At 64.6% G+C, this 13,666-nt stretch carries 9 protein-coding genes and 1 pseudogene; 1 reads left to right on the top strand and 9 read right to left on the bottom strand.

What is annotated here, in order from left to right; genetic code table 11:
• Window positions 1-10: 10 nt before the first annotated feature.
• The 9 genes and pseudogenes from LG3211_RS01240 to LG3211_RS01270 form a co-directional block, all read right to left on the bottom strand.
• Window positions 11-994 carry a hypothetical protein gene (locus LG3211_RS01240; RefSeq protein WP_148648695.1) on the bottom strand — a complete coding sequence of 328 codons (984 nt, stop codon included), beginning with the start codon at window positions 992-994 and terminating at the stop codon, window positions 11-13.
• A gap of 68 nt (window positions 995-1,062) precedes the next feature.
• Window positions 1,063-1,977 carry a hypothetical protein gene (locus LG3211_RS01245; RefSeq protein WP_057941253.1) on the bottom strand — a complete coding sequence of 305 codons (915 nt, stop codon included), beginning with the start codon at window positions 1,975-1,977 and terminating at the stop codon, window positions 1,063-1,065.
• A gap of 238 nt (window positions 1,978-2,215) precedes the next feature.
• Window positions 2,216-2,800, bottom strand: a complete 585-nt coding sequence (locus LG3211_RS01250) for a hypothetical protein (RefSeq protein WP_057941254.1) — start codon at window positions 2,798-2,800, stop codon at window positions 2,216-2,218.
• A 178-nt stretch (window positions 2,801-2,978) separates the two neighbouring features.
• The gene (locus LG3211_RS01255) at window positions 2,979-6,380 is read right to left on the bottom strand and encodes a TonB-dependent receptor (protein WP_083512219.1); all 3,402 of its coding nucleotides are present in this window, start codon (window positions 6,378-6,380) and stop codon (window positions 2,979-2,981) included.
• A gap of 317 nt (window positions 6,381-6,697) precedes the next feature.
• Window positions 6,698-6,853 carry a hypothetical protein gene (locus LG3211_RS26205; RefSeq protein WP_187313113.1) on the bottom strand — a complete coding sequence of 52 codons (156 nt, stop codon included), beginning with the start codon at window positions 6,851-6,853 and terminating at the stop codon, window positions 6,698-6,700.
• A gap of 3 nt (window positions 6,854-6,856) precedes the next feature.
• Window positions 6,857-7,078: pseudogene (locus tag LG3211_RS27635) on the bottom strand (hypothetical protein); the annotation flags it as partial.
• Window positions 7,079-7,274: 196 nt separating this feature from the next.
• Entirely contained in the window at window positions 7,275-8,354 is a 1,080-nt protein-coding gene (locus tag LG3211_RS01260) for a FecR family protein (RefSeq protein ID WP_083512220.1), read from the bottom strand.
• 139 nt (window positions 8,355-8,493) lie between these two features.
• The gene (locus LG3211_RS01265) at window positions 8,494-9,066 is read right to left on the bottom strand and encodes an RNA polymerase sigma factor (RefSeq protein ID WP_187313115.1); all 573 of its coding nucleotides are present in this window, start codon (window positions 9,064-9,066) and stop codon (window positions 8,494-8,496) included.
• A 170-nt stretch (window positions 9,067-9,236) separates the two neighbouring features.
• Window positions 9,237-10,100 (bottom strand): TetR/AcrR family transcriptional regulator, encoded by an 864-nt coding sequence (locus LG3211_RS01270; RefSeq protein ID WP_083512222.1) that lies wholly within the window; start codon window positions 10,098-10,100, stop codon window positions 9,237-9,239.
• Window positions 10,101-10,886: 786 nt separating this feature from the next.
• Here LG3211_RS01270 and LG3211_RS01275 point away from each other — a divergent pair.
• On the top strand, window positions 10,887-13,637 hold the full coding sequence (locus LG3211_RS01275; RefSeq protein ID WP_057941256.1) for a TonB-dependent receptor: 2,751 nt from the start codon (window positions 10,887-10,889) through the stop codon (window positions 13,635-13,637).
• The last annotated feature ends 29 nt before the right edge of the window (window positions 13,638-13,666 follow it).

The following is a 13,666-nucleotide window of genomic DNA, read 5'->3' on the forward strand; positions in this document are numbered from 1 at the left end:
GCCGGCCTGTTCATTCGTAGGGAAAAACGCAGGGGTCCCACAACGGCCCGTCCGCATCGATCGGCTTGCCCTGAAAATCATGATCGAACGTTCGCGCCGCCCACACGTCGGCTTGCGCGAGCTGCGCCGCGCTGAGCCGCCCAGCTGCCGCCTGGAGGTCGCGATCGATCTCGCCATGATCCGACGGCATGCCGAGGCGGAACAGCTTCAGGTAACGGTAACGCGAGTAGGCATCGGTTCCAACAGCGGCCGAGAGCAGCGTGGACGCGCCAGGTTGATAGGCGTTGCGCAGCACGCCGATCACCCGCCAGTCGCCGTCCTCGACGCCGGCCTGGATCATCGCCTGGACATCGCGACGATACGATCCCAGGCGTTCGGGGTGATCGAGCAGACTGCCCGGGTCGTAATTCGGCCCGCGCTCGAGATAGCAAGCGCGCGCATACGGCTCGCCCGCCAGCGCGGCGCGCTGCAGATTGGGCAGCAGCTGGTCGAGCATTTCCTGATCGGCGCCGTCGCACAGCGCGCGCATGCCGTCCAGCGCCTGCTTGCGCGATTCGATGGCGTCGAGCTGGGCACGGTAGTTCTTCAACTGTTGCGCGCTCATCGAGGCCACCGTTTGCCCCAGCAGGTCATCGGAGAGTTGCGCGTTGTCGCGATCCAGGCGTTCGAAGCGCCGGCACAGGCTGAGGTCGCGATACAGGCGGGTCGCCGCGGCGATGTCGCCGGCGGCGGCACGGGCCCGCAGATCGGCGAAGGCGGATTTCAGCGAGACGGTCAGCTTGGGCGAGTTGGCGGCGGCGTCCGCGGCGGCTTTGCGCGCCGCTTTGCCGGGCACCGCGGCGGCTTGGCTCGCCGCCGGACTCGCGCTGGGCGAGGCCGCAGCGGGCGCACCCGGCGAGCGGCCCTGGATCAGGCCGAAGCCGTACACGCCGGCCGCGACGGCCAGCGCGACGGCGATCGTCGCCAGCGCGCGGCCGCGCATCAGGCGGGCCACGGCGAAGCGGTTCGCGCGAACCGCTTCGCCCACCGGTGATGGCCCGATCGATGCATCCTGACCAACGATTACCTTTCGCTATCGAGAACGTAAGCCGATGCGGCGATCGACGCGTTGCCGGTCATGATCGCGGTGTTCTTGCCCGCGACGGCCGGCAGGCCCACTTTCAGATTCACCGCGCCCGATACCAGGGCATCCAGGATCGGAGTGAGGATCGGCAGACCCAGCGCGATATTGCCGCAACCGCTCGCCGCCGGTACAGCGAAGGAGTTATCGACCAGGGTGGTGCCGTCGATCTGCAGGTAGCCGATGAAGTTCGGCTCGTCGGTCCATACCGTGGTCGCCGTGCCCGGATTGCCCGAGATCGGCAGGTTCGGCAGCGGCGGTGCGGTGGTGCCGGTCTGCAGTTTGAGCACGACCGGGTTCTGCGCCGATCCGATGTAGCACTTGTCGCCGAGGAACGGATTCTGCAGATGCACGCGCACCGCCAGCCGCGCCACGGTCGGGTCGCTGCCGTCGCTGGGCGGGAACAGCGCGTTGCCGAAGTTGGTCTGGATCTGCTGCACCGGCTCGATGGTGGCGTTGACGTCGTTGACGGTGGCCACCAATGCCCAGAACGCGGTCCACAACGGCCCCGGCCAGTCCGGCGCCGGATTGACGATGCCGAGCAGGCCGCCGGGTACCTTGGCCGCGGGCGATTTCAAGGTCGGCGCGCCGACCGCGTCGTACAGCGGCGAGGCGCCGATGGTCTCGATGCCGCCCTGCAGCACGATCGGCTTGTCGATCGGCATGGTGGTGCTGCCGATGGTGAGCGAACCGGAATTGGTGGTGTTGATGACGCAGCTGCCGACCGCCGGATCGGTGTACGGGCAGTATTTGAACATCGCATACGGGCCCGACGGCGTACCGGCATTGGCCACCGACGCGCTTGCGAGCGTCAGCAATGCCGCCGCCGCGGCAGTGCAAAGCGGAGTCTTGCGCATTCTCGGATTCTCCTGAAAGTTGAGTGCGGCCGGCGCGTGGTCTACGCGGCCGGGCCAGCTCGCGGCCGCGACGGCCGCGCTGCGCTGATGGGGACAAAAAGGGGAGGAAAATCTCCTCCCCTGCGCCGAAGTCCTTCTCGGCTCATCGACGTGTCCGGAGGGGTACGCGAGACCGCGACCCGCGCGCCACGCATGAAGCGCCGCGGGTCGCCGGCCGGTGCCGGACGTCGTCGGGTGGTTACAGGCCCACCACGCGTACCGGCTTGCTGGCTTCCAGCGAGCTGTTGTTCTGGGTCTGCACGGAGCAAGCGCCGAGCGCGCCCTTGAACACGAACTTGTTGTTGACGCCGGGCAGGGAGGTGAAATCGAGCACGCCGTTGACGGTGCCCGAGCCGGTCGAGCTGGGGCAATAGACGTTCAACGGCGAGGGAATGAAGATTCGCACGCCGCTGATGGCCACGCTCCACAGGTCCGGAGTCAGGGTCGGGGAACCGGTGAACGGAGGATTCGGGCCGGTGTAGGCGCCGGGCGTCATGCCCCACGGCAGGTTGTAGGCGGTGATGCCGGAGCAGGCCGACGAACCGCTGAAGGTCGCGCTGGTCACCGTGGCGACGCCGCTGTTCAAGCTGACGGCGAAGTTGGCGGTGCACGGTACGCCGATGCCGACGTAGCTGGCGGTGGTCGGGCCGGTGAAGTTCAACGTGCCGCTGTTGCTCCAGCCGGTACCGGTCCACAACTCGAACGAAGCGGCCGAAGCCGAGCTCGCGCCGAAGACGGCCGCGGCGGTCGCCAGGGCGAGAAGGGAATTCTTGAGCTTGGACATTGCGTTTTCTCCTGTGATGCGTCGAGGTATACGGACACGAAGGTGTCCTAACGGGCTGTCACGGATGAAGCCGGCGCCGTGGCTGCGCTGCCTGACGGCTACGGTGAGCGGTCCGTAGCCGTCAGGCTCTGCTCGTCGTCATCCCGTTCGCGAACGCGGCCGGGAGGCGACACTCAACTCAGAAAAACCCCTTGCGCACCGACAAGCCGATGATGCGGGGGTCTTGCAGGAAGACGTTGCTGCTCAGGCCGGTATCGTCGCTGTTGACGAAGGTGCCGGTGATCGCCTTGCCGCCCAACGCGTTCTTGACGTACAGCTGCACGGCCAGATCGCTTTCGATCTTCTGCCAGGTCAGCGACAGGTTGACGTTGCCCCAGTCGTGCAGGCGATCGATCTTGTCCTGATAGATGCGCGCCCAGCTCGGACCTTGGTAGTACAAGTCGGCGCGCAGGATCAGATCGCCGCGTGAAGTCATGAAGGTGTACTGCGGGCTCAGGCTGACGGTGATGTGCGGCGCGTTGGGCAACTCGTTGCCGCCGACGTTCTTCGCGAAACCGGCGCCGCCGTTGGGCGCGTCCTTGGCCGGGTCGTAGGTGAAGCCGTACAGGCCGTCGTAGGGTCCGCCGGACGAGAATCCTTTCCCGTTCAGCGGCAAATTGGTCGAGCAGAAGCTGTTGAGGATATTGGCGGCGTTGTTGAACGGCGGGTCCAACGGATAGGTCGCCGCCAGCACGGCTTCGACATACTCCTTCGGTGCGACGCAGTTGGATGCCAGCTGCAGCCAGGGCTTGACCACGATCCAGTCGGAGTTGCCCGCGGTGCGATCCATCACGTCGATCGAGTACTGATTGGAGCCGATGCGAGTGCGCAACAGGCCGAGATTGCCGCTGAGCTGGAAGGCATCGTTCGGCTTCCACACCGCTTCCAGCTCGGCGCCCCAGGTTTTGGCGTCGAAGTTCTCGTTGAGAGTGGCGCGGTCCTGGATCTGCGAGACCTGATAGTCCTTGTAGTCGTTGTAGAACAAGGTGCCGTTGAGGATGAACCTGCCGCCGGCCATGACGTTCTTCATGCCCACTTCAAAGGCGTTGACGAATTCCGGCTTGAACTCTGGATCGCGTTGCTCGAAGCTCAGCGCCAGCGGATTGGCGCCGATGCCCGGCGAATTGGTGCCGCCGGCCTTGTAGCCGCGCGAGGCCGAGGCATAGATCATCGTGCTGTCGGTGAACGACAGGTCCGGCGACCAATCCAGCACCAGGCGGCCGGTGGGCTTGTTCCACTTCTGGCGGATCTTGGGCAGCGAAGGATAGCCATAGCCCACATAGCCGCCGAACAACTGCGGGACGCCGGCGGTGCCGGTCGAATCCGACAACAAGGTCTGGGTCGGGAACGGCGTGGTGGTCTTGCGGTCGCTGGTATAGCGCAGGCCGACGGTCAGGCGCAGGGTGTCGTTGAGCTTCCAGTAGCCTTCGCCGAAGATCGCCGTGGAGCGGGTTTCGGCCAGATTGCGGCTGCGAAAGTAGTTGTGCCCCTGACCGTCGATCGCGCCCAGCGGATTGGGGTCGATGTAGACGCAGGGAATGATCTGGCCGGTGTTGGGGTCGAGCCGCGTCGCCACGCCGGCCGGGCACTTGCCCGGCGCGGCGCCCGCGCCGTTGCCGTTGAAGAACAGATCGGCCAGCGAGGTGAACACGTTGCTGAAGACGTAGTAGCTTTCGTCTACTTTGTACTCCAGGTAGTTGGCGCCGACGTTGAAGTTGAACGCGCCGTCGAACGAGGACTGCAGCCGGAATTCCTGCGACCACTGCCTGCTGTCGGAATCGACCAGATCGGCGATCAGCAAGCGGTCGGAACAACCCAGTTGCGGGTCGCAGTATTTGCCGTCGGGAAACGCGTTGTAGGCCGGCTCCGGACCGTTCGGACCGAACGCCGACACGCCGTTGGAGGTATTGGTGAAGATCGGCTGCGACTGGAAACGGCCGTAATCCTGAGTCGAGTAGTACTGATCCCGCGTATACATCGTTTGCGAGACCAGGCTGAGATGGTCGGTCAGGTTGGCGTCGAAGTTGAGCTGGAAGATATCGTTCTTGGCTTCGAACTTCGGATCGTAGGTGGTGGCGATCTTGCGCATGTCGTGCGACTGCGTCACGCCGGCATACGGATCGAGCCCGCGCGGAATCATCGAGGCGACGTCGAGGAAGTTGCCGTCCGGGTCCAGCAGATAGCCGATGGCGGTGCTCTGCGCGCCCAGCACGAACGGAATACTCGCGCCGTTGGGAACGCCGAACGCGCCGTTGTCGTACAGCGAGCCGTCCGTGCAGCCCTGGCTCATGTAGTTGCGGTCGATCGACGACACCGTGGTCGCACCGATCTTGGCCGGACCCGGATCGTTGTGGCACAGCTGCTTGCCGGTGCGTGCGCGGCGGTCGTCTTCCTGGAAATGCTCCCAGACCAGGCTGGCGTTGAACTTGTCGCTGGGCTTGAAGGCGAACGAGGTGCGCATCGAGAGCAGGTCGCGATCGTTGACGTCGCGGTGGGTCACGGTGTTTTCGTCGTAGCCGTCGCGCTTGGTGTACTGGGTGGCGACGCGGAAGGCGAAGGTATCGCTGAGCGGTACGTTGAGCATGCCGTTGACGCGGCGGGTGTTGTAGTTGCCGATCTCGCCCTTGACGTTGGCCTCGAACCCGTCCGGGTTGGCCAGGTTGGGGATCATGTTGACCACGCCGGCGGTCGCGTTGCGCCCGTACAGCGTGCCCTGCGGGCCGCGCAGCACCTCGACGCGTTCCACGTCCAGGTATTCCTGTTCGAACAGGCGGTTGCGGATCATTGGCGTGCTGTTGAAGCTCACCGCCACGGCCGGGTCGGTGGTCACCGACAGCGCCTGGGTGCCGATACCGCGAATCTGGAAGTTGTAGCTGGCGAAATTGGTCTTGGAGAAGGTGACGTTGGGCGTGGCCGTGACCAGATCGCCGCCGGTTTCGATGCGGCGGTCGCCCAGGTCCTTGCCGCCGAAGGCGCTGATCGCGATCGGCACCTTCTGGATGTTCTCGACCTTCTTCTGCGCGGTCACCACGATGGTGTCAAGAGTGGTCGCGCTGGTGCGCTTAGCGGGGTTTGTCGTCGTTTCGGGCGCCGTTTGTTCTGCCTGGGGTTCTTGGGAGGGCGCCGTCGGCTGCGTTTCGGCGACCTCTTGGACGTTTCCCTGCTTCTCCCCAGGCATCGACTTGTCGGCCGCGCCGGCGGCGCTGGCGGTGTCGCTGATCAAGATCGCGCCCGAAGCGCTGGTGGCGTAGTCCAGGCCGGTTCCGGCGAGCAATTCGTCGAGCGCCTCATGCACGCTCTTTTCGCCGCGCACCGCGTGCGCGGTCTTGCCGGCGGCGAGCTCGGGCGAGTACAGCAACTGAGTACCGCTCTGGCGCGCGTACTCCGACAGCGCGGTGTCGAGCTTCTGCTGCGGAATGTCGAACTTGGCCGTGGCGGCGCTGCCTTCGGCGTAGGCGCTCAAGCAAGGCAGCAGCGCCAGGAACAGCACGCACGGCCTGAGGGCACGCTTCCACGGACGTGTCTTATCTTGCAATTGCATTCGCTCTCCCCTCGGGTTGCCGGTCGTCTTTGATTGCGACCTGTCCTAAGTACAGACGCGACGGACTTCAAAACCCGAACCTGCGAATGCACGCGGATTCGCATCGCGTCGTTGTTGAACCCGGTAGTTTATTTTTGCGCTGCAACACCGCGCGACGCGATCGTTGGCAGTGCGCTGCTTGGATCAAGCGCATTGCTCGATGCAACGCAGATTGCGTTGTTGCGACTGTGCGCGAATCGGCGGATTCGCGTTGCGCTGCAGCACGGGCGATGCGGCACACGAGCCGGTGGCCGGCGAGAAAGCACGATCGTGCGGGATTACATCGCAAACTTTCGCGCGCGCTGATCCGGCCCCCTCATGCCGCGCCCCAGTTGCTGCCGCTGGCGTTGCGCTTCGTTCTGGCTTTGGCGGATCGACTCGACCTGGCGATAACGTTCCTCCGCCGGCATCGGCAGCGCGTCGGTCGCGGTCATGTGGGCGTGTGGGCGTGGCGTGCGACCGGATCGGCCGAGGTGTGGCCGACGCGGTACACATGCACGACTTCGCCCCGGGCCAGCCTCGCGGTGGCCTGATTGAACGCCACGCGGACATCGTTGTGCGCGGAAAATTTCATCTGCGCCGCGTGTCAGCACACTGGCGCTGATGCGCTCGCTCTGCTCGTCCCACGGCTTGCCGATCTGCGGGTCGATGCCCCGCACGCTGTCGCGGATCTTTTCGAGCAGAGCGCGATCGCGGGTGTCGAGATCGATTGGGTTGCGGGACCTACGTAAAGGACCGTGGCAAGCGCTTGGTCTCAACGCTCCTTGGATCAACTATGGCGATCCATTCGCTACCGCGGCATATCGGGCAGACGCCAATCGCGTCCAACTAAGCGGCGATACGCCAGCCGGGCCCTTACCCCCGAACCGGCGGCAGCGGCTTCAACACGATGGTGCCGCTCTCCGCCGAGGTGTGCTCGATCGGAAAATACGCGGTCAGCGCTTCGACGAAGGTGCTGGTGTCGCCGGTGTTGAACGCGCCGCTGATCTTCAGCGAGGCCAGATTCGAATCGCTCAACACGATCTGTTTGCGCGAATAGCGGTTCATCTCGGTGATCGCGTCTTCAAGGCGCTCGTTTTCGAACACGATCTGGCCGTGGCGCCAGCTGACCACGCGCTTGACGTCGGCGCTGCGTACTTGTGGGCGGGTCTTGGCGACGGCGATGAATTGCTGGCCCGGTTGCAGTTCCTCCAGCAGCGGCGCGGCGCCGGCCGGGGTCTTGCTGCGCGCGCTGTCGCGGGTGACGGTGACGCGGCCTTCCAGCAAGGTCACTTCGAAGGCGCGCTTGGACAGGTACACGTCGAATTCGGTGCCGAGCGCGGTCACCTGGCGGCCGGCGGCGCTGACCACGAACGGGCGGCTACGGTCCTTGGCGACCTTGAACAAGGCCTGCCCGCGTTCCAGCGTGACCGCGCGGATGCCGGCCCGGTAATGCGCCGAGATCCGGCTGTCGGTGTTGAGCGTGATCACCGAGCCGTCGTCCAGGGTCACCACCGAGCGTTGGCCGACGCCGGTTTGATAAACGTTGCCGGCGATCGCGTCGTCGTTGCCGGGCGCGGTCTTCCACGGTGCGTCCATGTTGATCGCCAGCACGCCCAGCCCGGCTACGGCCAGCAGCGAGGCGGCGATCGCGCTCCAGCGCGCGCTGCGCGTACGGCGCGCGCCGGCCTTCGCCACGCGCGCCATGGTTTCCTCGCGCAGGGCCTGCATTTCCGGAGTGTGGGCGAGCGAAACCGCGAGGGCGTGAGCGGCTTGCACGCGCTCGAACGCCGCCGCGTGCTCCTGCGACTGGCCGCGCCAAGCCTCGAAGGAAGCATAGGTCTGCTGATTGGGAGTCTCGCGCAGCACCTCGCTCCACCAGGCGGCGACTTCATCGACGCATTCCGGCGCGAGCTCCGCCGAGCCCTCCCACATTGGCGAGATTTTACATTTCATCTGGTGTTACCTCTCAGCAAGACCCGGTCCACTTTTTTCAGCCCCATCAGACCTGCGAGTCGATCCGTGCCGGATCGCTCAATCCGAGCATGCGCGTCCGCACACATTGCGCCCGCCGTCGCGGCCCGGCCGGCGCCAATCAGTCCTGCTCTCCCGCCTTGTCCACGACGCTGCCCAACTGCGCCAGCGCCTTGGCCATGTGCTTTTCTATCGCCCGCACCGATATGCCCATCATGACCGCGATTTCCGCATATTTCTTCTTCTCCAATGCGCGCAGCACGAACACGTCCCGGGTGCGTTCGGGCAGCCCGCGCAGCACCGCATTGACCCGTTTTATCTCCTCCTTACCCAGTAAGACGCGCTCGGGCGAAATATCCGTAACAGGCTGATGCATTTCGGCGTCGAAAGATTCATGGGCGTCCTGGTTCCGGGCCCGGCGGCGGCGTCCCCAATCGCGCAGGGTGTTGGCCGCGACCTGGAATACATACTGTTCCACGTGCTCGATCGGGCCGCCGCGGGCGCGCCGGATCAGGTGCAGGAAGACTTCCTGGGTCAGGTCCTCGACCTCGGCGGCGTCCTTCACGCGCTTGGAGAAGAAACCGCGCAAGGGCATGCGATAACGCAGCGACACGTTATTCCACTGCTTGACGCAATCCTCTCCGTACTCGGCTAGCGATGCGGACTCTTGCGGCCATGACGCCGGATCGGTCATTGTCTGTATCCCCATACCGCATGGAATGGTGCTGGCCGTAGCGGCCCGCGTATCGGCGCGATCCTCCGCACCGGCGTAGCCAGGGCGGTGCGGCCAACCATCACGCACCGCGTCTGCGGATCACCGCCGGACGATGCGTTCTTGCAACGTGTTCGGCATCGATCGCCGAGTTATCGCACCGGCAAGGCCTCGGTCCCCCCAATCGCCGCGGCCGGTTCGGGCGCGTCCGCATCGCCCACTACTTTTTCCGCCCACAGCGGCAGGATTCCACGCGGCTTGCGCGGCGCGGGGGAATCGCCCTCGGCCTGCATCCTGGAATCGGTTGCCTGCGCGGCGGCGGCGGCCAAGGCCATGACCTGCTCGACGCCGCGGATCTGTTCGCCGTTGTCGAAGCGGCTGGTCAGCATCGGCGAGATGAACGCGATCAGCCGCGCCAGCATCAGCGAATCGCTGACCGGCTCGCCCATGCACATCGCCAAGATCAGCTCATCCATGTCTTCGCTGGCGAGCACGCCGGCCAGCGCCTTGAGGGCGAAATGCAGACGCATGCCCAGTTCCTTGCGCGACAGATGCGGCAATGCGCGCGCGAAGGCTTCGAAAAAGCGCTCGTAGATCGGTTGATAGTGCTCGTGCAGATAGTCGCGGATGAACGGCGAAGGATCGCTGTAGACGCGTCCGAGCAAGCGCATGAAGGCGATGCCGCCGGCGCTGTCGCGGCTGAGCCGGATGGCCGGGACGAACAACACGCCGAACACCGTTGAGGCATCCATGGCCTGCTCGCCGTAGCGCGCTTCGCACACCGACAGCAGTTGCAGGCGTTCCTGATTGAGCCGGTCCAGGCGCGCGGACAGCAGCTCCTGGACCAGGGCTTCCTTGCTGCCGAAGTGGTAGTTCACCGCGGCCAGGTTGACCTTGGCGTGGCTGGTGATCTGGCGCAGCGACATGCCTTCGTAGCCGTGCCTGATGAACAGCAGCTCCGCCGCTTCGAGCAGGCGTCCCCGGGTATTGCCTGGACTAGCGCTGTGACTGTTCACGGCCGATATCCGGGGATGGCTCCAGCTCGATCAGCTGATGGGTTGCTCCAATTCATGGTTTGAATACCCGAATTGAAACGGCTGTTAGCCTAATCAGATCAAATTGGCCGATGCACGCTGCAGCGCAATATTTGTGATCGATGTGTGCAGTATTTCGTAGCGCCACGTCTCGGTCCGACCGCCCAAGTCGCTGATTCCACGATCAATGGAGTAGTCGTTTAGCGGCGTTTGGTGTTTGCGTGTGGCTGAGTTGAGCGCGTGCCTTTGAACGCGCATCGCGTCCACGCCCGTACCCGCACTCCTTCGCTCTTGCAATTCCCCCTTTGAAAAAGGGGGCAGGGGGATTCGCTTTTGCTCTGCCCGCAAAGCAAATCCCCCGCGTCACCATCAATGGATAAGGCTTCGAGCTATCGCCGGGCGCTGGCCCCCTTTTTCAAAGGGGGCAACCATTTACGCGATCGGATTCGGTGCGGGCCCGTCCAATTGCTTGGATAGCTGCTGCGAGATGCCTATGGCGACGTCGCAATGATCAGCCCAGCCCGCTGCCTTCCACCTATGTTGCGCTGCAGCTTGCGCCGCCCGTGAACTGATAAATACTATTTATCATACAAATAGGAATTCAGTCGGCGCGGGCCCTGCGGGGCGGCGCCGGCAGGGAGGGGGCCGGTAACAGGGGCGGCCCGGGGGATAGTCAACCAACAGCCGCAGTTGTTAGCGAGGGGCAGGGTAATGCATCAATCAGTACTGACTGTATCGGTTCGCAATGCGCTCATGGTTTTGTGCGCGATGTCGGCCTTCGCCGCTCAAGGCGCGATGGCGCAGGAGTCGGGATCCGCATCCTCACCGGCCGCCGAAGCCGGCGCCGCGGATGCCGCGCAGAAAGACGCGACCACGCTGGGTGCGGTGGTGGTCAGCGGTACCCGCGCCAGCATCCAGAAATCGCAGGCGCTCAAGCAGGACGCGGTCGGCACCGTGGACGCGGTTTCGGCCGAGGACGTGGGCAAGTTCCCCGACCAGAACGTCGCCGACTCCCTGCAGCGCATCGCCGGCGTCTCGGTGGACCGCTCCGGCGGCGAGTCGCGCTATATCACCGTGCGCGGCTTCGGACCCGAGTTCAACACGGTGCTGCTCAACGGCCGCACCATGGCGACGGAGAATTCCGGACGCGAATTCAGCTTCGACGTATTGCCGTCGGAGCTGATCAGCACCGCGGAAGTGTTCAAGACTTCGCAAGCCAACCTCAGCGAAGGCGGCATCGGCGCCACGGTCAACATCAAGACCCGCCGGCCGCTGGACGACAAGGGCTTCCACATCGCCGGCAGCGTCTCGGGTGTGCACGACAGCATGTCGGGCGAGGACAAGCCGAAGATTTCCGGACTGATCAGCAACACCAACGCCGACGGCACCTTCGGCGCGTTGCTCGGATTCGTGCGCTACCAGCGCAGCCACACCAGCGAAGTCATCGACGACGAAGGCTGGCTGACCGGCAGCAACGGCGTCAACGGCGTGAGCGGGCTGAACAACATCGCCGTGCCGCGCACGCTGCAGTACAAGGTCAACGAGGAGGATCGCACCCGCACCGGCATCAACGCGGCGATCGACTGGTTGCCGACCGAAAAAGTGCGCGTGACCGCCGATGCGATGTACTCCAAGTACGAGATCGATTCCAGGATCAACGCCTTCGGCCTGTTCATGGACCCCAACGACGTCCAGCAGATCAACGCCGACGGCAACGGCACCGCGACCTCGTTCGTGCGCGACAGCACCGGCGGCCTGGCCAACGATCACATCGTCTCCTCCAACCCGCGCAACTCCACCAACAAGCAGCTGGGCGTGGATGTCGCCTGGCAACTGAGCGACCAGACCACGCTGGACTTCGACGGCTCCTACTCCAAGGCCGAAGAACGCAGCGGCGGCAAGGGGTATTTCCTGGTGATGGGCGCGCGCAACGTCGGCGTAAATCCCACCTGGAGCCTCAACCCGGGCGCGTTCCCCAGCTACAGCAATCTGCTGCCGGCCACCGACACCTCGGATCTGCGCGGCCACTTCGTCGATCGCGAAGGCGACAACCGCAGCGACGAACTGTACGAAGGCAAGATCAGCCTCACCCGCAATTTCTTCGAAGGCACGCTATCGCAATTGCAGTTCGGCATCTCCGGATCCAAGCGTACCAAGGAGAGCGTGAGCGTTCGCACTTCCGACAGCGATCTGAACTGCGCCTACTGCGGCTACGCGGTGAAGCTGCCGGCCGAACTGGCCAGCGTGTTCAACGCCGGTTCGCTGGTGAACGGCGCTTCGCCCGGCGCGCCGACGCAATGGCTGACCTTCGATCCGCAGCGCTATTTCGATTTCCTGTCGAGCCCGGCCGCGTACAACCAGTTCGCGCCCGGCGGCGCCTTGTACGACCCGAACGATCCCGACCGCGCCCAACGCATCGCCGATGCGCTGAAGAAGTACGGCGGCTTCACCGCCCAGCCGGTGCCGCAAAGCCAGTGGCTGGTCGAGGAGAAATCGTACGCGGCCTTCGCCCAGGCCAATTTCGAGAACACCTTCCACGACATGCCGTGGACGCTCAACGTCGGCATCCGCTTCGTCAAGACCGATGCGGTCTCGCGCGCGGTGTCCTCGCAGGTAGAGTCGATCACCGGCACGCCGGGCGATCCGACCAATGCCCAGGTGCACTTCACGCCGCCGATTCCGATCTCGCGCAGCGCCAGCTATCAGGATTGGCTGCCGTCGTTGAACTTCCGCATCAACGTGCGCGAGAACGTGGTGCTGCGCGCCTCGGCCTCGGACACGCTGACCCGTCCGACCCTGACCAGTCTGCGCATCAGCGAAGACATCAGCGTGCGTCCGCCGGGCCCGGGTTCGATCAACACCGGCAATATCGACCTGAAGCCCTACAAGGCGCGCAACTACGATCTGGGCGCGGAGTGGTACTTCAACGACACCAGCTATCTGGGCCTGGCCGGGTTCTACAAGAAGGTCGAAAACTTCGTCACCAACGTGACCCGTCCGACCACGATCCAGGGCTATCCATTCATGGAGACCCTGCCGGTCAACGCCAACACCGCCGTGGTGAAGGGCGCGGAGCTGTCGTTCCAGTACACCTTCGACCGTCTGCCGGCGCCGTTCGACGGCCTGGGCATGCAGGCCAACTACACCTACGTCGATAGCAAGCAGACCTTCGATCCGTCCATCGCCACCGGCCAGTTCGCGGTGGTGGGCCTGGCCAACTCGGGCAACCTGATCGTGTTCTACGAGAAGGGCCCGGTCGGTTTCCGCGTGGCCTACAACTGGCGCGACGAATATCTGTCCGCGGTTCGCGGTTCGCAGGGCGAGCCGACCACGGTAAAGCCTTACGGCCAGATCGACGTAAGCGCGAACTACAAGCTCAACGACAACATCTCGCTGTTCGCCGAGGCGACCAATCTCAACGATGAGACCGAAGAAGCCTATTCGCGTTACGAAAGCCGTCCGCAGTGGACGGCGGCGAACGGTCGCGCGATCTCCTTCGGGGTTCGCGGCTCATGGTGATGGAGGTTGCGATGGAACCGGCCGCGAAG

The organism is Lysobacter gummosus, assembly GCF_001442805.1.
Lineage (GTDB): Bacteria > Pseudomonadota > Gammaproteobacteria > Xanthomonadales > Xanthomonadaceae > Lysobacter > Lysobacter gummosus.